Source organism: Congregibacter sp. (assembly GCF_965660375.1).
Classification (GTDB): Bacteria; Pseudomonadota; Gammaproteobacteria; order Pseudomonadales; family Halieaceae; genus Congregibacter.
In genome coordinates this window covers 16,483-39,662 of the sequence record NZ_CBFHZO010000087.1, presented here as the reverse complement: position 1 = coordinate 39,662, position 23,180 = coordinate 16,483, and the positions used below count along the sequence as shown (strand labels likewise).

Below are 23,180 nucleotides of genomic sequence, written 5' to 3'. Positions count from 1 at the left end.
CCGTGGCGGGGCGTTTTTGCGCTTGGCGCAACTTCCGCAGTCTCATCACATGCCGTTGGTGTACTGCTCCAGTGATGTCTTGCCGCTGGCCCTGATTTGCTGAAAGGCTTTTGTGTACTCGCCGAGCATCTCGAGACAGTAGTTGAGCCGCGCATCCAGGTAGTCATGTTGCTCGTCATCATTTTCAGCGCTGTCTTCGTTAAACACCTTGCCGGCATTACGCACGATGAGATGTTCGGGCAAATAGCAGATGCGGCTGTTTTTGTAGCTGCTCATACGCAGCTCGGCAACGGGATAAGCCCCACCTCCCGCGCCGCCGGAAACCGCAACGATCAGAGCGGGCTTATGAGCCAGCTCGCCGGAGCCGGGAAACATCAGAAAAAGGTTCTTCAGGCCTGAGGGCACCATGCCGTGCCACTCGGGCGTGACCACAATAAAGCCATCGCAGCTCTTGAGCTCGTCGCGGAGCTCTCCAATAGCCTCTTCCCATTTTGGATCGCCATTCCAAAGCCCCTCATCCCAGAATGGCAGGGGATTGTCTGCCAGGGAGAAGAGATAGGTCTCGTCGCAGAGGCCCTGCTTCTCAAGTTTGCCCATTGCATAGCGAGCGATCTTTTCACTCTGTGAGTCGTTGCGGTGACTGCCACTGATAATGCCAATTTTCATGGTGCGTCGGGCTCCGTGGATAAATGGTGAATGGGGTAATGCTTTTTGCTTTGCGCTCTGCCGTAAAGGATTAAAAGCAGCGCGAGCATCTGCGTCACTGCCATGGTGACAATCATTGGCAGTGGTGATGACACTAATACGCTGCCCACCGCTCCCGTGATCACTGCAGACAGACCCATTTGCAGAAAACCGAAGAGCGATGAATTGGTAGCAGCGATTTTAGGGAAGTGTTCCATGGCCATGGCCATGGCCTGAGGCAGCACCAGGCCCAGGGCCGCAGCGTAGAAGCTCATGGGAATGATGAGCGCCAGTATGGATGTTGTTGCCAGCAGATGCAGGGGGAGCATGCACAGCACGGAGACAGTGGCGAGCAAACCGCCGCCCAGCAATAACTCAGACGTCGCGTATCGGGCGGCAAGACGCGCGCTCACCGCACTGCCGCCCATGTAGCCGAATACCGAGCTCAGAAAGATTAAGCCGAAATACTCTACGGGCACACCCAACATGTCGATAAAGACAAAACCTGAACAGGCGAGATAGGCCATGAGACCTGCGTACACCAGTGCGCTGGCCGCAGCGATAGGCAAAAACACCGGGTCTCTCAATAGGATCAGGTAGTTGGCAGCAATATTCCCCGGGCGCAGGCTCTGGGGTTCTGGCAGAGTTTCAGGAATGCGAAGGCCGATGATGAGCAATACAACCGCGCCATAAACACCCAGGAAAACAAACACTGCAGGCCAATCCACATATCGCAGCATAAGCCCCCCAAGCCCCGGGGCTATTGCAGGGGCAAGGGCCATGAGCATGGCGATCAGTGACAATGCCCTGGCAGCACCTTTTGGCCCAAAAACATCTCGTGTAATCGTGCGGGCCAGGGTAGGACCCACACAGGCGCCGATTCCCTGTACAAAGCGATAGGTGGTGAGTTCCTCCACGCTGTCTGCCAGCGCGCAGCCAGCGGAAGCCAAAACAAATAGTCCTGTGCCCGCAATAAGCACCGGCTTGCGTCCAAAGCGATCTGCCAGGGGGCCGCAGGCGAGGTGAAACAGCGCAAATCCCCAGAGGTAGGCGCTGAGGGTAAAGTGCATGTGCACGATGTCGGTATCGAATGCCTTTTGCATGGCAGGCATCGCTGGAAGATACATATCAACGCTGAGCGGGCCCAGGGCGACAAGCGCTGCGAGAAACATCAGCGTTGCCTTGGAGTCAGGAGCAAGGCTAAGACTGTGAGAGGTGTTGGCCATGGGCGCGCAATGGTACACCACCGCGGCCGGTCTCTTCTCCACTGCGCGTGCCGCATTTGCTGTGCAACTGTTCTACGCCGGGCCCGCTAGCGGTAAAGTAGCGAAAAGGGGGGCCAGCACATGCGTTGGTTAGTACTGATTACAGGTTTGCTGCTTATAGTGGCCGGGCTGTTTATGGGCCGGCAGGAAAGGGGAGATGGCCCGCTTACCGTAGTAGCAGATGACAGCACGCTCAGGGATACAGGATCCGGGCCGGTACTGGGCGGAATCAGCGAGCCGGGAGCGCAGGTGTGGCTGGGTATACCCTATGCCGCGGCACCGGTCGGTGAGCGTCGCTGGCGCGCTCCGGCGCCCGTACAGTCCTGGGCACGCCCTCGCGAGACCCTTGCCTTTGGCGATGTATGTCCGCAGTTTGCCAGTCGTTTGTCAGCATCCACCGCAGACCCGGGCACCCTCATCGGCAGCGAGGACTGCCTTTCACTCAACGTATTTGTCCCGGGAGGTATTGGCGAGAATGCCGCCTTACCGGTGATGGTCTTTATTCACGGCGGTGGCAACACCATCGGTTCAGCGGTTCCCTACGAGTCCTCTGGATTTGTTCAGGAGCAGGGGGTGGTGATGGTTACCCTGAATTACCGCCTGGGGCCTCTCGGTTGGTTCAGTCACGCGGCGCTGCGCGAAGGTGCTACGGCTGAGGACGCGTCGGGGAACTTCGCGTTGCTGGATATGATTGCGGCGCTTACCTGGGTAAAAAACAATATCGAAAACTTCGGTGGCGACCCATCGCGAGTCACAGTCTTTGGCGAATCCGCCGGCGGTCGCAATATCTTTGGCCTGCTGGCCTCCCCCATGGCCAAGGATCTCTTTCAGGGGGCCATTATTCAAAGTGGATTCCCCGGGACTTTCACCCGCACCCGCGCCGAAAATCCCCCGGATGATCCTCAGCCCGGTCACCCCAATGGTTCCCACGCTTTAGCTCGTGCCTGGCTGCAGGACGAGGATGAATCGAATGAGACGGTACTTCTGGATCAAATGTCTGCGGCTGAGCTGGCCACGTATTTCCGGCGCCTCAGGATCGATCAAGTCCTGGCACCGCTCTATACATCCGCGGGTATGTACCGCGCACCGGCACTGTTTCGTGACGGCGTCGTTTTGCCTGAGGATCCCCTCACAGAGGTACTCAGCAATCCCCAGCGCTGGAACCGGATGCCACTGATGATCGGTGGAAACCGGGATGAGATGAAGCTGTTCCTTGCCCTTTCCGGTAACCATACTTCCAATTTATTGGGCGTTATTCCCACCGTAGACGACCCCGCTCGTTATGAGTTGCTTAACCGATATCACAGCGATGCCTGGAAGGCGACGGGCGTGGACCTGCCGCTGTCGCTCATTAGCGAAAGCAGTCCGGATGCTCCTATTTATGCCTATCGTTTTGACTGGGACAGTATGCAAAAAAACTGGCTTGTGAATCTGCCGGAGCTTCTTGGGGCGACCCATGCCCTGGAGCTGGATTTTTTGTTTGGCCCGCTAATCAGTCGCGTGGTGCCTGGAATTTTTTATGCAGGCAATCTTGCGCAGCGCGAAGACCTGGGACTCGCCATGCGTGATTACTGGGCGGGTTTTGCCTACAACGGCCGGCCGGGCAGCGGTCGCAGCTCGGCGCAGCCTGCCTGGCCGTCCTGGAGTAGTGAGCAGCCCAACCTGATGCTGTTGGATGCCGCGGAAGATGGGGGCGTGCGCTCCCAGACCATTACCGTGACGGTAGAGGAAGTAAAGCAGCGCCTTGCGAAAGAGGGCGCTCTTTCGGACCGCTTGCGCTGTGCGCTCTACGTGGATCTGTTTTTAGATAACAATGGCCTAAGTGAACAGTTTGTCACCCGGGAGTATCAGGATCTGGGTTGCGGCGAAATTCCATCATGGCCTTTAGCCGGCTCGTCACGCTGACTTAAGCACCGTTTCTTCGGCCCCTTGACCCATCGCATGAGCAAGCAGCTCGAAGGAACGCACCCGAGCCTTGTGATCCCACACTGCCGCCGAGACCATGAGTTCGTCAGCGCTCGTGTCGTCGATCAACGGTTGGATTTTTTTGCGAATCGTCTCGTGGGACCCATAAAAGGAGCAGGCGAGCATTGACGATACCTGTGCTTTTTCCGCAGCCGACCAGTAGGTCTCTATATCGTCGATAGGCGGTGGCAGCTTGCCTCGACCGCCGCGAACCATGCGAGTGAAGGTCTGCTGTGATGAGGTGAACAGTCGTTTCGCTTCTGCCTCGGTGTCAGCAACAATGGCGTTGCAGCTGACCATCACGTGGGGCTTGGTAAGCTGTGCTGACGGCTCGAAGCGCTCGCGGTAGATCTTTATCGCCTGGTGCAGCGCCTGCGGTGCGAAATGCGATGCAAAGGCATAGGGCAGTCCCAGCATGGCGGCAAGCTGCGCGCCAAAGAGGCTGGACCCGAGGATCCACAGCGGAACGTTGGTGTTTTCGCCGGGAATGGCATGCAGGGTCTGGCCTTCCTGCGGTGGGCCTAGTAAGGCCTGTAACTCCATCACGTCCTGAGGAAACTGATCCGATATGTCCGCACTGCGACGCATTGCGCGCATGGTGTGCTGGTCGGTACCCGGCGCGCGGCCCAGTCCGAGGTCGATGCGGTCGGGATACAGTGTCGCCAGGGTGCCGAACTGTTCAGCAATTACCAGCGGTGAGTGATTGGGCAGCATCACGCCGCCTGCACCTACGCGGATAGTGCTGGTGCCGGCGGCGACGTGGCCAATGCACACCGCGGTGGCGGCGCTGGCAATGCCGTCAAAGTTGTGGTGCTCTGCAAGCCAAAAACGACGATAGCCCGCTGCCTCGGCGTGCTGTGCCAGGTCGAGGGCATTGGCAAGGGCGTCTGCGGGAGTAAAGCCCTCGCCGATGTTCGCAAGGTCGAGTACTGAGAGTTTAGTCATGGGGGCAGTCTAGGTTGGTGAAACCACATACACAAATTTGCGTCGCTAAGTTCAGACAGTAAAGCGACTGAGTTTGGTAGCTGACTTCAATGGGTACAATGGACCGTAATAGCAATCTCAGGAGACTAAAACCATGCGGCAATACGTGATGCTCGCGCTAGGATTTGTGGTCTCTTGCGTTAGTGCCAGTGCAGAGGACCTCCCTGATCCCCTCGCAGCGGGCTGGAACGGAGACCCTGTTTGCGAGAAGTTGCACGAAGATGCCAGTCTCCGGGTTTTACGCTGCAGCTTTCCTCCCGGTGTGGGCCATGAACGTCATTATCACCCTCCGCATGTCGGTTACGTCATTAGCGGTGGAACCATGGCGATAACGGACGCCGATGGCACGCGCACAATGGAAATTCCCGACGCTTATATGTTTTCGAATCCTGAGGGCATCCCCTGGCATGAGGCGCTGAATGTAGGGGATCGTGAATCGACTTACTTGATGATTGAGCCCAAGACTGCGGTCGCGCCTTAAGACCCCTTGGACGCATGTCATAATTAGACCATTGCAGGCGCTTGATTGTTTGTTAGTAGGGGCCGAGATCGCTCTCGACAGCGTTTATCAATTTAAAAAGGAGTGAATCAAGTGGGTATTGAAGTTAGCGGTTTTTTTGGATTGCCCGTCCTTGGTGTTGTGATTTGGTTTTTCGCGGGTCCCCGCGCGCGCTGAACTAGCGCTAAGCCTCCCGAGCCGTGTGCGCAAGGGGTAATGCCGTGCGCTGCACCACCCGGCGCAGAACAAAGCTTGAGTGTACGCCGGTCACACCGGGAATCCGCGTTAGCTTGCCCAGCAAAAAACGTTCGTAATAGATCATATCGGGCACCACTGCCTGCACCAGGTAGTCCGAGTTCTGGCCCGTCACCACATTACATTCCACCACCTCAGGATAGTCGCTGACGGCTTCTTCAAAGGCATCGAAGCGGTCCGGCGTATGGCGGTCCATGCTGATACTGATAAATGCGGTCAGGGTCAGGCCCAGCTGCTGCTGATCAAGAAGGGTGACATGGCCTCGTATGAGCCCCGATTCCTCCAGGCGTTTGACGCGTCGGGCACAGGGAGTTGGCGACAGGCCTATGGCTGCGGCCAGGTCCAGGTTGCTGATGCGTGCATCGGCCTGGAGGTGCTGGAGAATGCGTCGATCCAGGCGGTCGAGTTCGGGAGTAGGCAAGGCAAGGCCTCCAAATAAAAGCAAATAATAGAAGATATTACCTACATATTTATAAATAAAAAGAGATAATCCCTATAAAGGTGCCTTTTGGCGCTGTATTTTGCAGCAATTCTCTACGCGATCCCGCTTATACTTTGCGCTCTGGTACACGCGTTGCCCCGCCGCTTTCGAGCTATCTCTCTGTCAGCGTCGGCAACACTCACAAGGTACGCCTGCCGGGCAACGTCGCCAGCCTCCACCTCACTCATTACCCTGGGTTCCTGTGGTTGCAACACTTTTCAGGCCCTTGGCCCTTCGGTCGGCACAGCGTGGGCGGTTACCCGCCCGGCGCTGGTAAAATACCGGCCCCAGCTTCAAATCAGTTTGGAATTGAACATGAATCGCTTTGATCACCGCCGATACCCCGCCTTTGCCCCGGTCCCCATGACGTCCCGTCGCTGGCCCGATCGCCAGATTCGCCGCGCACCAGGCTGGTGTAGCGTCGATCTCCGCGATGGCAACCAGGCGCTTATAGAGCCCATGACGGCGGATCAGAAGCTGCGTATGTGGGAGCTTCTGGTAAAGCTGGGCTTCAAAGAGATTGAGGTTGGCTTCCCGTCGGCCTCGGGCCACGACTTCGCTTTTGTGCGCAATCTCATTGAGAACAACCGTATTCCTGACGATGTCACCATTCAGGTACTTACCCAGGCCCGTGAAGAATTGATTGCCCGGACCTTTGAGTCCCTTGAGGGCGTACCCCGGGCGATCGTTCACGTGTACAACTCCACCTCTACGGTGCAGCGTGAGCAGGTTTTTGGCCTGGATCGTGAGGGCATCAAAGCTATCGCCGAAAACGGTGCCCGCCTGGTAAAAGACTATGCGAGTCGCTATCCGGATACCGACTGGACCTTTGAATACTCCCCGGAGAGTTTCACCGGTACGGAGCTGGATTACGCGGTAGAGGTGTGCGACGCAGTCACCAGCGTCTGGCAGCCCACGCCGGAAAAGAAATGCATCATCAATCTGCCGGCGACGGTGGAGATGAGTACGCCCAACGTCTACGCGGATCAGATCGAATGGTTTGGTGATCACGTCGCACGGCGGGACAGCATTGTTCTGTCTTTGCATACTCACAACGACCGGGGCTGCGCGGTAGCCGCCGCCGAGTTGGGAGTTATGGCCGGCGCGGACCGCATTGAGGGCACGCTCATGGGTAACGGTGAGCGCACGGGCAACATGGACGTCATTACCATGGCCATGAACCTCTACAGCCAGGGAGTGGACCCGGAACTGAACCTGGCGGGTATGGATGAGATTATTGAGACGGTAAAAGCCTGCACACAGTTGCCGGTGCATCCCCGTCACCCCTACGCGGGAGAACTGGTGTTCACGGCCTTCTCCGGGAGCCATCAGGACGCCATCAAAAAATGTCTGGCGCAACGGGAAGGCGATGAAAGCCGACCCTGGGAAGTGGCCTATCTGCCCATCGACCCCGCTGACATCGGTCGCTCTTATCAGGAAGTCATCCGTATCAACAGTCAGTCCGGTAAGGGTGGTGTGGCTTATGTCATGCACGCGGATCACGGCTATGACATGCCACGGTGGTTGCAGATCGACTTCAGTGCCACGGTACAGGCCTACGCCGAAGACACCGAGGGAGAGGTGGGCTCCGGGGCAATCTACAGCTTGTTCCAGGAGACCTATCTTCCCGATGCACCACGCTGGCGTCTTAACGACTATCAGCTTCGTCGCGCCGACGGCGTTGATAATCTGGAACTCACCATTCAGGACGGCGCGCAATCGCGTCAGCTAACGGGCACTGGCAACGGCGTGGTGGCGGCCTTTGTGGATGCGCTGGAGCGTTTCGTAGGCAAGTCCATTGTGCTGGTGGAGTACAGCGAACACGCCCTGTCCCAGAGCGCCGATGCAGAAGCGGTGTGCTACATCCAGCTCAACATCGAAGGGGATCGCAGCTGCGGTGTGGGACGCAGCCACGACATCGTCCAGGCGTCTCTACTCGCTATCCTGGGTGCCTTGAGCCGTTCTCCCGCCCTGACAGATATGAGCAGCGCAGCCGCTTAATCTAAACCGCGGCCAGCTTTAGTAGCGAAGGGAGGTAAGTAAGCGCTCGCATCAGTAGGGATGACGAGCGAAGTACTCCCGGGCTGCGGCCATTACCCTCGGGGCAAGTACCAGCGTGCTCACCATGGTGGGTATGGCCATAAGCCCGTAGGCGCCGGAAATAATATTAAAAACCATGTCGATGCTGACACTGGCCCCGACGATCACCGTCCCTACGAATACCCAGCGAAAATGATGCTGAAGCTCTGCACCGAATAAAAACCCGAAGCATTTTGCGCCGTAGTACCAGCCGGTAAACATGGTGGTGGTGCTGAGAATCAGCGTGACAAATGCCAGGGGTATCAAACCAAAATGCCCCATCTCACCCACAAAGGCGTTAGCAGTCAGGGTAATACCGGAGAGCTCTCCCGGTACCTGCCACTGACCCGTGAGCAGAATGACCAGCGCCGTGCACGTGCACACCAGCAGCGTATCGATCACTGGCCCGAGCATTGCCACCAGGCCTTCGCGAATCGGTTCGTTGGTGCGGGCCGCACCGTGAGCCATGACCTCTGTGCCCACACCCGCTTCGTTAGAGAACGCGCCCCTGCTGATGCCGATCAAGAGGGTGCCGATAAATCCGCCCCCCGCCGCCTGCGGTGTAAACGCTTCGGTGACAATGCTGGCAAACACCGCGGGCACCTGGCCGGCGTTGCTGATGATCACGTAGAAGGTCATCAACATGTAGACCACCACCATGCTGGGAAGTACGGCGACCGCGACTTTCGCAACGCGGGGAAGCCCCCCAAAGATAACCCCGGCCACCAAACAGGCAATGCAGATACCAATGGTGGGACCACCCCAGCCAGGCATATTGCCGCTGAACACCGTGTCTCCCACCAGCGCCGTGAGCTGGTTGGCCTGGAAAAGTGGCAGCGTTCCCACGAGCCCTGCTACGGCAAACAAAATCGCCAGGGGATAAAACTGTTTGGGCAGTGCCTCCCGAATAATGTACATGGGACCGCCCTGGAGTTTGCCCATGCTGTCTTCGCCGCGGTACATCACGCCGAGTGAGCAGGTAAAGAACTTGGTGGCGACGCCGACCAGCGCCGAAATCCACATCCAGAAAACGGCGCCGGGGCCTCCTGCGACGATCGCCAGAGACACACCGGCTATGTTGCCAAGGCCCATGGTGCCGGACAGTGCGGCGGCCAGCGCCTGACCGTGGGAGAGCTCCCCTGCTTCGCCGGGGGTGTCATGGCGACCCAGCATGATGCCGATGGCGTGACCGAAATGCCGATAGGGCAGCGCCCGGGAGTAAAAAAGAAAGAAAATGCCGCCCCCAAGGAGCAGTGCGACGAGAGGGGTACCCCACACCGCATCGACGAATCGCTGGGAGATTTCTTCTAGAGCGGGCATGTTGTGGCCAATGTCAGCAAACGCAGCACATTAGCACAGGCCAAATGCAAGTTGCCGCTTCCCCTCGCCAAAAGGTCCGCTATGATTCTTTCTGCCATAAACTTTAGATAATCGTTCTTATTCTGGAGGTACTATGCCAAGCACAGCATTCCATCTGGCGCTTCCCGTGGACGACCTGGATGCCGCCGAAACCTTTTATGGTGGCGTTTTAAGTTGTCCTCGGGGCCGTTCCTCGCCCCGCTGGATCGACTATGACTTTTACGGTCATCAGCTCGTTGTTCATAAGGTAGCCAGCGAGGAGATGCCGCCGGTGGCGCGTAACCCTGTCGACGGCGAAGCCGTGCCGGCCAGTCATTTTGGCGTGGTGCTGGACTGGGATGACTGGGACGCCCTCCAAAGTCGCCTGAAGTCCGCCGGCGTGGACTACGCCATCGCACCCACTACCCGCTTTGCCGGTCGTCAGGGGGAGCAGCGCACCTGCTTTGTTCGCGATCCCGCGGGCAATCATCTGGAGTTCAAATGCTTTCGCAATCCTGAGATGCTTTTTGCGACCGAAGGCTTTGACTACGAGTAGGCAAAGCGTGGCACGTAAAGCACAGCGTTCTGCGTTGCGCCGGCTTCTGCTGGGAGCCTGCCTGTTGCTGGTCACAGCCTGTAGTAGCACCACCTTTGTGTACAACCGCCTCGACATCGCTTTGTCCTGGTATTTGGGACGCTACGTGGACCTCACGCGCAGCCAGTCCCGGGAGTTTGATGGTCAGCTTGAGGCGTTCCTGGACTGGCATCGGCGGGAGGAACTGCCGCGCTACGTGGAGTTTCTGGACACCGTTGACCGGGATTTGGACTCGACGGTCACGGTGGCAACCCTGGAGAGCTATTCGGATCGAGCTGAGGAAGCCTGGTTTCGACTCCGGGATCCGGCGCTGGAACAGCTGCTTGCACTGGGTGCGAGTCTCAGTGACGAGCAAATCGGCGAATTCATGGAGGCCATGGAGAAGAAGCAGGAAAAATACGAGCGTAAATACCTCGATCGTGATGATGAGGAAATGCGCGAGGATGCTTTTGAGAATCTGGAAGAGACCCTTGAAGATTACCTGGGGCGGTTAAATGATGCCCAATCAGACCGGCTCCGGTTCGCAGCCGATGAGCTGTTGCGCTCAGACGAGGTCTGGCTCGGTGAGCGTGAAGCCTGGATGGCTGCGCTGGCACGGGAGCTTGAACGGGAGCCCGGCTGGCAACAGCGCGTGACTACTATTGTTCGGACTTGGGAAGACAGCCTGGATCCCGATGTTCAGGCGCTCTATGACCACAACAGAAGCATTGTGCAGCTGGCGATTGTCGATGTGGTTAACAGTAGGAGCGACAAACAGGATGAGCGTTTGCGTAAGAAGATCGCTGACTTCATTGAAGACTTTGAACTGCTTGTCAGCCAGGCGAAAAGTCAGGACTGACAGTTCCGCTGGTGCCTGTTCCGCTTGAAGACTGCATGCTCTAGACGTGTGTTGAGAGCGTCTTGAAAAACACCTTGGAGTTGCGCTGCAGGTTATAGAGGGCCTTTCGCGTGGGGGGCAAACTGTCCAGAGAACCCTCTTCAAAGCCCTGCTCCAGAAACCAGTGCGCGGTCTGGGTCGTTAAAACAAACACTTCCTTCAGTCCCTGAGAAAGTGCTTCTTCTTTCAGTTCCTGTAAAAGCCTGCGTGCTCTCTGCTCACCGCGGTAGTCGGGATGGGCGACGATGCAGGCCAGCTCGGCACTCTGTTGTTCTGCAAAGGGATAAAGTGCTGCACAGGCGATGGTGCGACCGTCGCGCTCGAGTATGCGAAAGCGTCCGATCTCCGCTTCCAGGAGGTCCCGGGAGCGTTTCAGTAATACGCCCGAAGCCTCCAGCGGTGTGATGAGATCCAGTACGCCTCCTACATCCTGAATGCTTGCCCAGCGCGACTGCTCATAGGGGCGGCGGGCGACCAGGGTGCCGCTGCCGTCTGTCGTGAAAAGTTCACCCAGCAAGGCCTCCGGGTCCTGAAAACTCACAATATGGCTTCGGGGAACGCCGGCCCGACAGGCATCGCAGGCGATGCGCAGCAGCCGTGCCTCTTCTTCATTGTCGGGGTCGGCCACCGCCTGCTGATCCACGGCAATCTGTTTGATGAGTGCGCCGCCACTGTCATGCACGCCCGAGGTGCTCCCAAGAATGATGAGCTTGTCGGCGGCCAGATCCCGTGCGGTGCTGATCGCTACGTCACCCAGGGACAGGTTGAATGCCTCGCCCGTGGGCGAATAGCCCACAGATGAGAGCAGGACCAGACTGCCGTTTTGCAGCAGCGATTCCATGCCCTCGCTATCAATGCGCCGCACTCGCCCCGTCAGATGATGATCGACACCATCAACTACGCCCAGGGGCTGGGCCGTCACAAAGTTTCCCGATACGGCGCGAAGCTTCGCGTCCTGCATGGGGGAGTTGGGCAGGCTGAGTGACAGTAGGGCTTCCAGCTCAATGCGCTGTGCACCGACGACCTGAAGCACATGGGGCAAGGTCTCGGCATCGGTGATCCGCTGGCCGCGGTGCAGCCGGGTTTCTATGCCGCGTTCCTTGAGCCTGCGATTAATCTGCGGTCGGCTGCCAAACACCAGCACCAGGCGCACACCCAGGCTGTTTAGCAGCGCAAGGTCCTGGAGGATGCGGGGCAAGGCTCCTCTTTCCTGTACCGCTCCGGGAATAACAATGACGAAGGTCGAACCGCGGTGCCTGTTGATGTAAGGCGCGGTGTTGCGAAACCAGGCAATCGGTGAATTCAGTGAGTCAGTCATGACGGTAGCTTACAGCGCCTGAGCGCCAGAGGTGTAGGGGGGCCAGGTTTAGCGGAGACAGGTGTAGCAGAAAGAGGCTCAGCCAAAGATACCGCGCAGGGTAAAGAAAAAGATGATAGCCAATATTGCCCCGGCAGGGAGTGTGATGAGCCAGCTCAGGAAAATAGAACCGATAACCCGCAGGTCAATTGCTGCAATACCCCGTGCCAGACCCACTCCTAGCACTGCGCCCACAAGGGTATGGGTAGTGGAAATGGGCAGGCCCGTTGCCGAGGCAAAAACCACCGTGGACGCGGCGGCAAGCGTGGCCGCAAAGCCCCGCGAGGGCGTCAGCTCGGTGATTTTATTGCCGACGGTGGCGATGACCTTCCAGCCGTAGGTGGTCAGGCCGGCCACGATACCCAGGGCTCCAATGAGGAGGATCCACCCGGGCATCACCGAGGTGGCGTTTACCGCGCCCCCGGACTGGACGATGCTGGTGACCGCTGCCAACGGGCCGATGGCATTCGCCACGTCGTTGGAGCCATGGGCAAAGGCCATGGCGCAGGCCGTGAACATCATCAGGACACCAAAGACCCGCTCCACGCTGGCAAAGCGGTTGTCCTCATTGGCTTCAAACTTGATTCTTCGCATAAGCATGGCACCAAACATCGCCACAATCAGACCGATGCCGAAAGAAAGGGGCATGGCATTGGCAAATTTTGATCCCAGACCGAAGTCCAGCTCCAGACCGAGATGCTTCAGACCCTTTAACAGCGTCACCATGGTGATCATGAATCCCACGATCCACATGTAGAACGGGATAAGCCGCTTGGCGCGCAGGAAAGGATCGTCGTTATCGAGAATCAGGACTTTGACGCTCATAAACAGCGCGAAGGAAATGCTGCCGGCCAGTACCGGGGAAATCACCCAGCTCATGGCAATAGTGCCCACCTGGCTCCAGTTCACGGACTCTACGGAGATGCCCACCGCGGCAAAGCCCACAATGGCACCCACAATAGAGTGGGTGGTGGAGACCGGCCAGCCCCGGACGCTGGCAATGAGCAGCCAGGTGCCGGCGGCGAAAAGCGCCGACATCATGCCGTAGACCAAGAGTTCGGGAGATCCCTCAAGGAGACCGGGATCGATAATGCCCTTGCGAATGGTTTCTGTGACCTCCCCACCGGCGAGATAGGCGCCGAGGAACTCGAAGATAATAGCGATCATTATCGCCTGACGGATGGTAAGCGCCCCGGAGCCGACGGAGGTCCCCATGGCATTGGCTACATCATTGGCACCAATGCCCCAGGCCATGAAGAACCCGGCGATACAGGCAAGACCCAGGAACTGGGGGCCGTAGGCAGCAATAATTTCCAAGGTCGAATATCCGTTGCGTTAATTCAGGCTAGCGTGCCAAAAGCAGTTCAAGTTGCTCGCCTACTTCTCCACAGGCGTCTGCCAATTGCGCAAGCGCTGTGGCGATCTGGTAATAAAAAACCGCATCCAGGACCGGAAAGCTGTCTTCGCTTTTGCCCAGCTGGCGAACCAGGCGTTGTTGTTGCGCGTCGCAGCGCCGTACCTGCCGCTCCAGGGAGGCCAGCATTTTCTCCATGATCTTGCGCTCCCGCTTGCCAAAGCCTTCGGTAATCAGCTCATCAAGTTCCCGGATTGCGGTGAGCGCCTCGCCTACAGTTGCCGCAAGCAGGCTGCAGTGCTTATCCAGAATAGTCTGGAGCGGCTTGGGAAACTGCATACCCCGTAAAGCCACGGGTCGGGCGATTTCACGGACACAGACCGTAATGCGGTTCTGGATATCCAGGAGTTCAAGAAGGTCTGGACGGGGCATGGCCAGAAGCAGCCCCCGGGGGAGATGCTGGCGAATTTCCCGTCGGAGTTTGCGCGCGTCGGCGGTGGTACTGTCAATCACGCTGTGAATCTCCGCAACGCGCGTCCAGTCTTGGTCGCCGCTCGCCGCGAGGAGCTCACAAAGCAGCTGCACGGTCTCCTGCGCGAGTTGCATATGCTCCTGGATCGGCCGGATCGGAGACCTGCCAAATAGCTTGCCCAAAGGACTTGTCATGCAAGCGCCATCTCTAGTCTCGGGAAGTCGCGGAGTATAGAGCCTGTTTGCGCCATCTGTCTTGTCTCGAATTATGAAATATAACCCTATTATCTGTAGGGCTTTATGTGGGCCAGGTCGAGGGTGTCGTCCCCATGCTGTGATAACATGCGTCTGCGCTAATAGCCGTGAAAACAGGGGTTTTTCCCATGCTTAAGCCGCAAAACAGTGAGCCTGCAGAGGGCAAGCTGACGCTGAAGGCTTTACTCGAAGGGCTGCTTACGGACGGTCGTATTGCTGCGGGCGATCTGCGTCGTTTGCAGGGCCTCTCCCCCGGCGCGATTCATCCTCTGGTCTTTCTGGCCGAACAAAAAATGCAGGACCTGGAAAACCCGGGTCAAACCCTCGATATGACAGCTCTCCTTAACTGGCTGAGCAATCGTTGTGGCCAGGCGGTGGTCGACATTGACCCCCTGAAGGTGAACGTCGCTGAAGTCTCCGAGGTGATGTCGCGAGCTTTTGCGGAACGGCACCGGATCCTCGCGGTGGAGGTTACCGACGAGGAGGTGGTGATTGCCAGCGCTGAGCCTTTTGAGCGCGCCTGGCAGGGAAACCTCGAGCAGGTGGTGCGCAAACAGATTCGCCGTGTACTGGCCGATCCCCGGGATCTACTGCGTTACACCGCCGAGTTTTACACCATGGCCGGGTCTGTGCGCGGCGCCCGGGCCGCGGGAAAAGGCGGCACCTCAGGGAACATTGGTAACCTGGAGCAGATGCTGGAGCTGGGCTCCATGCGTGAGCCCGATGCCAACGACCAGCACATTGTCAGTATCGTGGACTGGTTGTTGCAATACGCGTTTGAGCAGCGCGCCAGTGACATTCACATCGAACCCCGCCGCAACGTGGGCAACGTGCGTTTCCGTATCGACGGTGTCCTTAATACGGTGTACGAGCTCCCCGAGCAGGTCTGCGCCGCGGTAACCAGCCGCATCAAAATTCTTGGCCGCATGGATGTCGCTGAAAAACGCCGCCCCCAGGATGGGCGACTCAAAACCCGCAGCCCCGGAGGTGCCGAGGTAGAGTTGCGCCTTTCGACCCTTCCTACAGCTTTCGGCGAAAAACTGGTCATGCGTATTTTCGACCCCGAAGTGCTGCATAAAAGCTTTGAGGCACTGGGCCTTGCTGATGAAGATCTCGCCCGATGGCATGCCATGACCGGCACGGGGAACGGTATTGTTCTTGTCACCGGGCCCACGGGGTCGGGTAAGACCACCACGCTCTACTCCACGCTGCGCCAGCTCGCCACATCCTCCGTGAACGTCTGCACCATTGAGGATCCCATCGAGATGGTGGAGGGCGCCTTCAACCAGATGCAGGTTAACCACGGCATTGATCTGGATTTTTCCACAGGGGTGCGAACGCTCATGCGTCAGGATCCCGATATCATCATGATTGGCGAGATACGGGACCTCGAAACCGCCAATATGGCCATTCAGGCAGCGCTAACCGGCCACCTCGTGCTCTCAACCCTGCACACCAACGATTCTCCAAGCTCCGTGTCCCGCATGCTGGAGCTTGGTGCTCCAGCCTACCTGGTCAAAGCTACCTTGCGCGGCATAATGTCCCAGCGTCTGGTGCGTATCCTCTGTGACGACTGCAAGCGCCCGAGACCTGCGGATAAGGATGGTTGGCGGCAACTGGTGCAACCTTTTGATATTCCCGCGCCGGAGCATATCTACGATGCCGTAGGCTGCAAAACCTGCCGCGATACCGGCTACCGCGGACGGCGGGGCATCTATGAGGTGCTGGTGAACAGCCCCGCGGTGCAGGAGGAGATTGTCACGGATATCAATACCGCGCGGCTTCGCAACATCGCCTTCAGTGAAGGGATGCAGTCTCTCCGTGTCAGCGGCGCTGCCCGTGTTGCCCGCGGTGAGACCACCGTGGAAGAGGTGCTGCGGGTCGCCCCCGCCATAAGTCAGTAAGCTCATGAGTTTGCAGGAAAACTTACCGGAGACTCTCCAGGGACCGGTCACCCGGGCATGGGCGGCCATTCTCGAGGCCTCGGGCCCCACCGAGGGCTCTGCCCTTGAGGGACTCCTTCAGCGCAGCGGTTTTGCGCAGCAGCTGGCCAGGGTACTTGCCGGCTCCCGATACGTCGGGGAGACCCTGAGGCGCAGACCCTGGCTCCTCGTGCAGTTGGCGACCACGGGCCAGCTGGAGACCCCATTAAGACAGGGGGCTCTTGAAGCTGAATTGGCGGAATTACTGGCCCGCAGTGATGACGATCCGGGGGTGGTGCTCAGACGTTTCAGGCAACGCCACATGCTTCGGATCATCTGGCGGGATCTCAATCGTCTGGCACCGACCCTGGAGACCACCCGGGACGTGTCCTGGCTGGCAGACGCCTGCATAACTCTGGGCCTTGAGCTTTGTTCGGCGGAGCTCGAAGCAAAGTACGGGCAACCCCGGGGCAAGCGAAGCGGTGAGCATCAGGAACTGGTTGTGCTGGCCATGGGTAAGCTCGGCGCACATGAACTCAATCTGTCCTCTGATATCGACCTGATATTCACCTACCCCGAAAGTGGCAATACCGAGGGGGCCCGTCGCTCGATGAGCAATGAGGAGTTTTTTACCCGTGTGGGGCGCGCCCTCATCGCGCTGCTAGACCCGGTTACTGCCGAGGGATTTGTGTTTCGCGTGGACATGCGCCTGCGGCCCTACGGCGAAAGCGGCTCTCTGGTCCAGAGCTTCGCGGCACTGGAGGCTTATTACCAGGAGCAGGGGCGGGACTGGGAGCGCTATGCGCTCATCAAAGCGCGGCCTGTTACTGGTAGCCAGCAACATCGCCGTGCGCTTATGGAGTGTCTCCAGCCCTTTGTTTATCGCCGCTACGTGGACTACAGCGCCATTGAGAGCCTGCGATCCATGAAGCAGCTGATTGTCGCAGAGGTGCGGCGTCGGGGCTTGCAGGAGAACGTGAAGCTGGGCAGCGGTGGTATTCGCGAAATTGAATTTATCGCCCAGTGTTTTCAGCTTATCCGTGGGGGAAGGGATGTCACGCTGCAGCGCCGGGAGCTCTGTGCGGTGCTGGCCGAGTGCGCAGGCCTGGGTTGCCTTCCGGAGTCGGTGGTCCAGGAGCTTCAGGGTGCTTATCTGTTTCTGCGCGATGTGGAGCACGGAATCCAGGCCTGGGAAGACCGCCAGACACAGGAGTTGCCCGCGGACCCCATCGCTCAGGCTGCCCTTGGCCATTGCATGGGTTTTGGAGACTACGACACTTTCTCCCAGGCGCTGGCAGGGCATCGCGACGCGGTAGCAACACACTTTGCCGCCCTCATCGCCGAGGACGAGGACTCGACCCCCGCGCCCGAAAGTGCAGACCTGTGGAGTGCTGATTGTGATCCACAGCAGCTGGCGGATCTTGGCTTTAGCGACGCCGAGGGACTTGCCCAGTCGCTCCGTGCCCTCTTCGACTCCCGGCGCATCCAAAGCCTGCAGGCCGAGGGCCGCGAACGTCTCGATCGCTTTATGCCATTGCTGGTGGAGGCCTGCGCCGAATCAGAGCACCCGGATCTGGCTCTGGAGCGGTCTCTGCCACTGGTTAGCGCTGTGGCGCGACGCAGCGCCTACCTCCTCCTGCTCATCGAGAATCCACCGGCCCTCGCGGACCTTGCAGCCCTGTGTGGCGCCAGCCCCTGGATAGCCGAGCAGCTGGCCACCCGCCCCGCATTGCTGGACGAGCTCCTGGATCGTGCCAGTCTGTACACCGCGCCGGAGCGGGAAGCTCTGCAGTCGGAGCTCCGTCAGCAAACGGCACGCCTCACCGTTGACGACCTCGAAGGGCACATGGATGCCCTGCGCTACTTCAAGGCGTCCCAGGTGCTGCGCGTGGCGGCGAGTGAGCTGTCTGGACGCCTGCCGCTGATGAAAGTCAGCGACAAGCTCAGTTTCATTGCCGAGGTGTGTTTGGAGCAGGTGCTGGCTCTGGCATGGGCACAGCTTGCGCTTCGCTACGGTGAACCCGCGAGGGAGGGCACGGGAACCGGGTTTGTTGTTCTTGCCTACGGCAAGCTGGGCGGCATCGAACTGAGCTATGCCTCGGACCTGGATCTGGTCTTTATCTACAACGCCAGGCGTGGAGGCTATACCGACGGCGATCGCTCCATCGACAACGCCACCTTTTACATGCGTCTGGGTCAGAAGATGATTCATATCCTCGAGACCCGTATGGGTCTCGGGCAGCTCTACGAGATTGATATGCGCCTGCGCCCTTCCGGAGACTCAGGAATGCTGGTTTCCACCCTGAGTGGCTTCGAACATTATCAGCGCAAAGAGGCCTGGACCTGGGAGCATCAGGCGCTCGTCCGTGCCCGAACCGTTGCGGGAGACGGGGGGCTTGCCCAACAGGTTGACGCGTTGCGCCGGGACATTCTCTGTAATCCCCGGGATGTCAGTGCCCTGGCCCGGGAAGTAGCCAGCATGCGCGAAAAGATGCGCGGTCACGCCAAAGTCAGGCTTGAAGACGCTGAAATGGACCTTAAGCAGGGCTTCGGCGGTATCGTGGATATCGAATTTGTGGTGCAATACGCCGTCCTCGCCTGGGCGTCGCAGGAGCCCATCCTTGCCGACTGGTCGGACAACGTCCGGATTCTCGAGGCTCTGGCAGTCAGCGGATATTTGCAGAGGGAACAGTGCCAGGCGTTGATCCAGGCCTATCTTCAGTTGCGCAGTGTGACGCACCAGCTGGCCCTCCAGCAGCAACCAGCGAAACTGCCGGTAGCGCAATTTGCGACCGAGAGGAGTACGGTGCAGCTCGTCTGGGATTCAATTTTTGTGGATGTTGCCCATTTTGGAACGGTCGAGACGCACGGGAAAGAAGCACCAGGGTCAGCCGAAAACACTTTCAGATCAGACCATCACAACAAAGAGTAGGCAGGAGAACATCATGAATTTTGCGGAACGCGAGGGCACCATCTGGCTCGATGGGGAAATGGTTCCCTGGGGTGAAGCCAAGGTGCACGTGCTGACGCATACGCTGCATTACGGGCTAGGCGTCTTTGAGGGGGTGCGCGCTTACAAAACACCGGATCGCGGCACCTGCATCTTCAAGCTTAAAGAACATACCGAGCGTCTTTTTAATTCCGCGAAGATTCTCACCATGGGTATGCCCTATGACCGTGAAACGCTTAATGAAGCACAGCGTGCCGTGGTGAAAGCCAATAACCTCGAAGAAGCCTACCTGCGACCCATGTGTTTCTATGGCTCCGAAGGCATGGGACTGCGTGCCGACGGCCTGAAAACCCATGTCATGGTCGCCGCCTGGGAATGGCCCTCCTACATGGATCCCGAGGCCGTTGCCCGCGGCATCAAGGTACGAACCTCTTCCTATACCCGGCATCATGTGAACATCACCATGTGTAAAGCCAAGGCTAACGGCAACTACATTAATTCCATGCTGGCGCTTCGCGAGGCTCTGGATTCCGGTGCCGAGGAAGCGCTCCTTCTGGACAACGAAGGTTACGTCGCGGAAGGCAGCGGTGAGAACGTCTTTATCGTACGCCGGGGCAAGATCCACACACCGGAGCTCACGTCCTGTCTGGACGGTATAACCCGGGCAACGATTTTTGCCTTTGCCGAAGAACTGGGACTGGAAATCATCGAGCGACGCATTACCCGCGATGAGGTGTATGTTGCGGATGAAGCCTTCTTCACGGGAACTGCGGCCGAGGTCGTGCCTATCCGGATGCTCGACGGACGGGAAATCGGCAGCGGCAGCCGGGGGCCCATCACCGAGCAGATGCAGTCCATGTATTTTGATGCGGTGCGTGGCAATCGGCCCCAGAATGCACAGTGGCTCACTCCCGTCGCATGATGCACTGACGCCAGGCGCGTGTTCGCGCGTCCTTTTGATTTCTCGGTTCCCGGCTCATTACTGACAAGAGAAAAAACCATGAGTGATAACGCAGCGCTGATCCCAAAGGAACTAACTCTTGAGAGCGGTGCCGCCGGTGGCGTGTTTTATCGTCGCTGGGATGTGGAGTCGCCCCGGGCGGTCGCTCTCATTGTGCATGGCCTCGGCGAACACAGCGGTCGTTATCAGCACGTGGCGGAGGCCCTGGCGGCGCGTAATATCGCAAGCTTTGCACCGGATCATCCGGGTCACGGGCACACGCCGGGTCATCGTTGCTTCATCAACAGCTTTGAGGACTTTTATTCTGCGCTGGATGCACTGCGAGAGCAGGTCGCCGCGGATTACGCCGGTATTCCCTGTTTCATCATTGGCCACAGCATGGGTGGCCTGATTATCGGTAACTATCTTCTGGATCGGCAGGGCCAGTTTGCCGGCGCGGCTTTTTCCGGCGCCGCCTTTGAGGTGCCGGAACCCCCCAGTGGCTTTGCGATTTTTACTAACAAGCTGCTGGCGTCCATTGTGCCGAAGCTGGGTGCGCTGCAGCTTGACGCCAGTGAGGTGAGCCGCGATGCGGAGGTCGTTCGTCGCTACGAGGAGGATCCCCTGGTGCACAGCGGCAAAATTACGGCGCGTCTGCTCGTGGAACTTTTCGCTGCGATGGACAATTTACAAAAACGCCGCGGTGACCTTAGCCTTCCGGTACTCGTCATGCATGGGGAGGGAGATGTAATGGCCGCCGTCAGCGGCTCTCAGCATTTCTTTGACGGTGTAGGCAGCACGGATAAAACCCTTCGCCTCTATCCAGGGCTCTACCACGAGATTTTCAACGAGCCTGAAAAGGATCAGGTCCTGGGTGAGCTGGGTGACTGGCTGGATGCCCATATTCGGGGCTAAGTTATGACGCTCCCTACCGTTGTTGGCGTGCGCCATGTCTGAGGGAACACCATGCAAGGTAGTGGTCACTGGTGCCGGAGGTCAGCTTGGCTCTGCACTGGCTGCGACCGTTCCGCCGGCTGTAAGTCTGCGGGCCCTGGGTCGCGCTGACTGCGATATTTCTAACCCCGCTGCCGTCGATGCGGCTCTGGATGCTGAGGAGCCTCAGCTCCTGCTCAATGCTGCTGCCTACACCGCCGTGGATCGTGCAGAAGAGGACGCCGATGCGGCCTTTGCGGCCAATGCCGAGGCCCCCCGGGTGCTTGCAGAGGCTTGCGCGACACGGGGCATCCGGCTTTTTCACGTATCCACAGATTTTGTTTTTGACGGAACACGTAGTTCCCCCTACCCGACAAATGCGGCCACCGCACCCCTCGGCGTCTACGGCCGCAGCAAGGAGGCGGGCGAACAATCGGTGTTGGATTCCGGCGCCGATGCCCTTGTTGTTCGCACGGGGTGGGTGTATTCCCACAGTGGGCAGAATTTCATGCGCACGATGCTGCGCCTCCACGACTCCCGTGAGGAAATCAGCGTTGTGTCCGACCAGGTAGGTACGCCCACTGATGCCTACTCCCTGGCCCAGGCTTTATGGGCCGCGGCGGCGCGGCCTGCCCTGAGCGGGACCTATCACTGGAGCGATGCGGGTGTTTGCAGCTGGTACGACTTTGCGCTGGCCATCGGTGAGGAGGCGCATGCTCTGGGCCTGCTGCAGCGGGTCGCGAACGTGAAGCCCATTCGCACTGAGGACTACCCCACACCGGCGCTGCGGCCCGCCTACAGCGTGCTGGATAAAAGCTTGAGTTGGCGGGATTTTGAGCTGCCACCCACGCACTGGCGCAGTCAACTCCGCGCTGTTCTTACAAGGCTCAAGGAGACAGCTTATGGCTAAGACCCTATTGGTGACCGGTGCCGCGGGGTTTATTGGCGCCAACTTTGTGCACTATTGGCTTGGCACCCATCCGGAAGATCGCGTGATCGCCTACGATGCCCTCACCTATGCGGGTAACCGGGCGAATCTTGCTTCGGTGGAGGGCAACGCCAACTTTGCGTTTGTGCACGCTGATATCTGCGATGAAGCCGGCGTAACAAAGCTCATGCGTGATGAAACGGTGGATACCGTGGTGCATTTCGCTGCGGAGAGTCACGTAGACCGCTCTATCAGCGGACCCGACGCGTTTATTGAGACCAATGTTATCGGAACTCACAGCCTGTTAAAGGCAGCCCGAACCGTCTGGTTAGACGGCGCCGGCAAGGCACACCGCTTCCATCATGTGTCTACCGATGAGGTCTATGGCTCCCTGGCACCCGATGCGCCCGGATTCTTTGAGGCGCAGCAATATCAGCCAAATTCACCCTATTCGGCCAGTAAAGCCGCGTCGGACCACCTCGTGCGCGCCTATCATCACACCTATGGTTTGCAGGTCAGCACCAGCAACTGTTCGAACAACTACGGGCCCTTTCATTTTCCCGAGAAGCTGATTCCCCTGTGTCTGACCAATATTCTGCGGGGAAGGGAGCTGCCGGTATACGGTGATGGCAGCAATATTCGTGACTGGCTTTACGTGGAGGATCACTGCCGTGGCATCGAACTGGTGCTCAATAAAGGGGAAGTAGGTGAGTGCTACAACATCGGCGGCAACAATGAGTGGAACAACCTCGCGATTGTGAAGCTGTTATGCGAACGCCTGGACGCGAGGTTCGCTGCAGATCCGAGCCTGCGGGAAAGCTACCCCGACGCGCCCCAAAGCCGCGGTGAGTCCGCGGACAGTCTGGTTCGTTTTGTTACGGACCGGGCGGGGCATGACTGGCGCTACGCCATCGATGCGAGCCGGATCATGAACGAGCTGGGTTATGCACCCGCAGAGACCTTTGAGACCGGTATTGAACGCACCATCGACTGGTATCTCGCTAACGAAGCCTGGTGGCGACCCCTGGTCCAGACCTGAGTGCTCGGT

19 protein-coding genes are annotated in these 23,180 nt (G+C 58.6%); 11 read left to right on the top strand and 8 right to left on the bottom strand.

The genetic code is table 11. The features are described 5' to 3' along the window. Positions 1-45 precede the first annotated feature (45 nt). Both ACTG3T_RS08015 and ACTG3T_RS08010 read right to left on the bottom strand, forming a co-directional pair. Positions 46-666 carry an NADPH-dependent FMN reductase gene (locus ACTG3T_RS08015; protein WP_439101744.1) on the bottom strand — a complete coding sequence of 207 codons (621 nt, stop codon included), beginning with the start codon at positions 664-666 and terminating at the stop codon, positions 46-48. Beyond that, a complete protein-coding gene (locus tag ACTG3T_RS08010; RefSeq protein ID WP_439101743.1) occupies positions 663-1,952 on the bottom strand; it encodes a multidrug effflux MFS transporter in 1,290 nt (429 codons plus the stop codon). Before ACTG3T_RS08010 ends, ACTG3T_RS08015 begins: the two co-directional genes overlap by 4 nt. A 78-nt stretch (positions 1,953-2,030) precedes the next feature. Between ACTG3T_RS08010 and ACTG3T_RS08005 the strand changes: the two genes are divergently transcribed. Further along, positions 2,031-3,854, top strand: coding sequence for a carboxylesterase/lipase family protein (locus ACTG3T_RS08005; protein ID WP_439101742.1), 1,824 nt, complete (start codon positions 2,031-2,033; stop codon positions 3,852-3,854). Here the strand turns inward: ACTG3T_RS08005 and ACTG3T_RS08000 are convergent. Continuing rightward, positions 3,846-4,859 (bottom strand): LLM class flavin-dependent oxidoreductase, encoded by a 1,014-nt coding sequence (locus ACTG3T_RS08000; RefSeq protein WP_439101741.1) that lies wholly within the window; start codon positions 4,857-4,859, stop codon positions 3,846-3,848. The genes ACTG3T_RS08005 and ACTG3T_RS08000 overlap by 9 nt on opposite strands. Positions 4,860-4,992: 133 nt before the next feature. Between ACTG3T_RS08000 and ACTG3T_RS07995 the strand changes: the two genes are divergently transcribed. Further along, a complete protein-coding gene (locus ACTG3T_RS07995; RefSeq protein ID WP_439101740.1) occupies positions 4,993-5,379 on the top strand; it encodes a hypothetical protein in 387 nt (128 codons plus the stop codon). Between the two features lie 202 nt (positions 5,380-5,581). Here ACTG3T_RS07995 and ACTG3T_RS07990 read toward each other — a convergent pair whose 3' ends face one another. Beyond that, positions 5,582-6,073 carry an Lrp/AsnC family transcriptional regulator gene (locus ACTG3T_RS07990; protein ID WP_439101739.1) on the bottom strand — a complete coding sequence of 164 codons (492 nt, stop codon included), beginning with the start codon at positions 6,071-6,073 and terminating at the stop codon, positions 5,582-5,584. Between the two features lie 375 nt (positions 6,074-6,448). Here ACTG3T_RS07990 and leuA point away from each other — a divergent pair, with 375 nt between their 5' ends. Beyond that, entirely contained in the window at positions 6,449-8,134 is a 1,686-nt protein-coding gene (gene leuA, locus ACTG3T_RS07985) for a 2-isopropylmalate synthase (protein ID WP_439101738.1), read from the top strand. 51 nt (positions 8,135-8,185) lie between these two features. On the opposite strand, the gene ACTG3T_RS07980 is transcribed toward leuA, so the two are convergent. Beyond that, positions 8,186-9,532: an alanine/glycine:cation symporter family protein gene (locus ACTG3T_RS07980; RefSeq protein WP_439101737.1), complete on the bottom strand. Its 1,347-nt coding sequence runs from the start codon at positions 9,530-9,532 to the stop codon at positions 8,186-8,188. Positions 9,533-9,665: 133 nt separating this feature from the next. On the opposite strand from ACTG3T_RS07980, the gene ACTG3T_RS07975 reads away from it, so the two are divergent. Both ACTG3T_RS07975 and ACTG3T_RS07970 read left to right on the top strand, forming a co-directional pair. After that, positions 9,666-10,106: a VOC family protein gene (locus ACTG3T_RS07975; RefSeq protein ID WP_439101736.1), complete on the top strand. Its 441-nt coding sequence runs from the start codon at positions 9,666-9,668 to the stop codon at positions 10,104-10,106. A gap of 7 nt (positions 10,107-10,113) precedes the next feature. Further along, a complete protein-coding gene (locus tag ACTG3T_RS07970; RefSeq protein ID WP_439101735.1) occupies positions 10,114-10,983 on the top strand; it encodes a DUF6279 family lipoprotein in 870 nt (289 codons plus the stop codon). A gap of 40 nt (positions 10,984-11,023) precedes the next feature. Here ACTG3T_RS07970 and argA read toward each other — a convergent pair whose 3' ends face one another. The 3 genes from argA to ACTG3T_RS07955 all read right to left on the bottom strand — a co-directional run bounded on the left by argA (position 11,024) and on the right by ACTG3T_RS07955 (position 14,399). Then, entirely contained in the window at positions 11,024-12,340 is a 1,317-nt protein-coding gene (gene argA, locus ACTG3T_RS07965; protein ID WP_439101734.1) for an amino-acid N-acetyltransferase, read from the bottom strand. A gap of 78 nt (positions 12,341-12,418) precedes the next feature. Then, on the bottom strand, positions 12,419-13,696 hold the full coding sequence (locus ACTG3T_RS07960) for an inorganic phosphate transporter (RefSeq protein WP_439101733.1): 1,278 nt from the start codon (positions 13,694-13,696) through the stop codon (positions 12,419-12,421). 28 nt (positions 13,697-13,724) lie between these two features. Then, positions 13,725-14,399 (bottom strand): DUF47 family protein, encoded by a 675-nt coding sequence (locus tag ACTG3T_RS07955; protein ID WP_439101732.1) that lies wholly within the window; start codon positions 14,397-14,399, stop codon positions 13,725-13,727. A 188-nt stretch (positions 14,400-14,587) separates the two neighbouring features. Between ACTG3T_RS07955 and ACTG3T_RS07950 the strand changes: the two genes are divergently transcribed. The 6 genes from ACTG3T_RS07950 to rfbB all read left to right on the top strand — a co-directional run bounded on the left by ACTG3T_RS07950 (position 14,588) and on the right by rfbB (position 23,171). Further along, positions 14,588-16,363 (top strand): GspE/PulE family protein, encoded by a 1,776-nt coding sequence (locus ACTG3T_RS07950; protein WP_439101731.1) that lies wholly within the window; start codon positions 14,588-14,590, stop codon positions 16,361-16,363. Positions 16,364-16,367: 4 nt separating this feature from the next. Then, complete coding sequence (gene glnE / locus ACTG3T_RS07945; protein WP_439101730.1) at positions 16,368-19,313, top strand: bifunctional [glutamate--ammonia ligase]-adenylyl-L-tyrosine phosphorylase/[glutamate--ammonia-ligase] adenylyltransferase; 2,946 nt, start codon at positions 16,368-16,370, stop codon at positions 19,311-19,313. 13 nt (positions 19,314-19,326) lie between these two features. Continuing rightward, complete coding sequence (locus tag ACTG3T_RS07940; RefSeq protein ID WP_439101729.1) at positions 19,327-20,253, top strand: branched-chain amino acid transaminase; 927 nt, start codon at positions 19,327-19,329, stop codon at positions 20,251-20,253. A 78-nt stretch (positions 20,254-20,331) separates the two neighbouring features. Then, on the top strand, positions 20,332-21,186 hold the full coding sequence (locus ACTG3T_RS07935) for an alpha/beta hydrolase (RefSeq protein ID WP_439101728.1): 855 nt from the start codon (positions 20,332-20,334) through the stop codon (positions 21,184-21,186). A gap of 34 nt (positions 21,187-21,220) precedes the next feature. Then, positions 21,221-22,114 (top strand): dTDP-4-dehydrorhamnose reductase, encoded by an 894-nt coding sequence (gene rfbD, locus ACTG3T_RS07930; RefSeq protein ID WP_439101727.1) that lies wholly within the window; start codon positions 21,221-21,223, stop codon positions 22,112-22,114. Then, on the top strand, positions 22,107-23,171 hold the full coding sequence (rfbB, locus tag ACTG3T_RS07925; RefSeq protein ID WP_439101726.1) for a dTDP-glucose 4,6-dehydratase: 1,065 nt from the start codon (positions 22,107-22,109) through the stop codon (positions 23,169-23,171). The genes rfbD and rfbB overlap by 8 nt, the downstream gene beginning before the upstream one ends. Positions 23,172-23,180 lie beyond the last annotated feature (9 nt).

Excerpts from the sequence above, each read along its gene's own strand:
- ACTG3T_RS08015 (WP_439101744.1), bottom strand. The coding sequence starts at position 666 with ATGAAAATTGGCATTATCAGTGGCAGTCACCGCAACGACTCACAGAGT.
- ACTG3T_RS08005 (WP_439101742.1), top strand. The coding sequence starts at position 2,031 with ATGCGTTGGTTAGTACTGATTACAGGTTTGCTGCTTATAGTGGCCGGG.
- ACTG3T_RS08000 (WP_439101741.1), bottom strand. The coding sequence starts at position 4,859 with ATGACTAAACTCTCAGTACTCGACCTTGCGAACATCGGCGAGGGCTTT.
- ACTG3T_RS07995 (WP_439101740.1), top strand. The coding sequence starts at position 4,993 with ATGCGGCAATACGTGATGCTCGCGCTAGGATTTGTGGTCTCTTGCGTT.
- leuA (WP_439101738.1), top strand. The coding sequence starts at position 6,449 with ATGAATCGCTTTGATCACCGCCGATACCCCGCCTTTGCCCCGGTCCCC.
- ACTG3T_RS07980 (WP_439101737.1), bottom strand. The coding sequence starts at position 9,532 with ATGCCCGCTCTAGAAGAAATCTCCCAGCGATTCGTCGATGCGGTGTGG.
- ACTG3T_RS07975 (WP_439101736.1), top strand. The coding sequence starts at position 9,666 with ATGCCAAGCACAGCATTCCATCTGGCGCTTCCCGTGGACGACCTGGAT.
- argA (WP_439101734.1), bottom strand. The coding sequence starts at position 12,340 with ATGACTGACTCACTGAATTCACCGATTGCCTGGTTTCGCAACACCGCG.
- ACTG3T_RS07955 (WP_439101732.1), bottom strand. The coding sequence starts at position 14,399 with ATGACAAGTCCTTTGGGCAAGCTATTTGGCAGGTCTCCGATCCGGCCG.
- ACTG3T_RS07950 (WP_439101731.1), top strand. The coding sequence starts at position 14,588 with ATGCTTAAGCCGCAAAACAGTGAGCCTGCAGAGGGCAAGCTGACGCTG.
- glnE (WP_439101730.1), top strand. The coding sequence starts at position 16,368 with ATGAGTTTGCAGGAAAACTTACCGGAGACTCTCCAGGGACCGGTCACC.
- ACTG3T_RS07940 (WP_439101729.1), top strand. The coding sequence starts at position 19,327 with ATGAATTTTGCGGAACGCGAGGGCACCATCTGGCTCGATGGGGAAATG.
- ACTG3T_RS07935 (WP_439101728.1), top strand. The coding sequence starts at position 20,332 with ATGAGTGATAACGCAGCGCTGATCCCAAAGGAACTAACTCTTGAGAGC.
- rfbD (WP_439101727.1), top strand. The coding sequence starts at position 21,221 with ATGTCTGAGGGAACACCATGCAAGGTAGTGGTCACTGGTGCCGGAGGT.
- rfbB (WP_439101726.1), top strand. The coding sequence starts at position 22,107 with ATGGCTAAGACCCTATTGGTGACCGGTGCCGCGGGGTTTATTGGCGCC.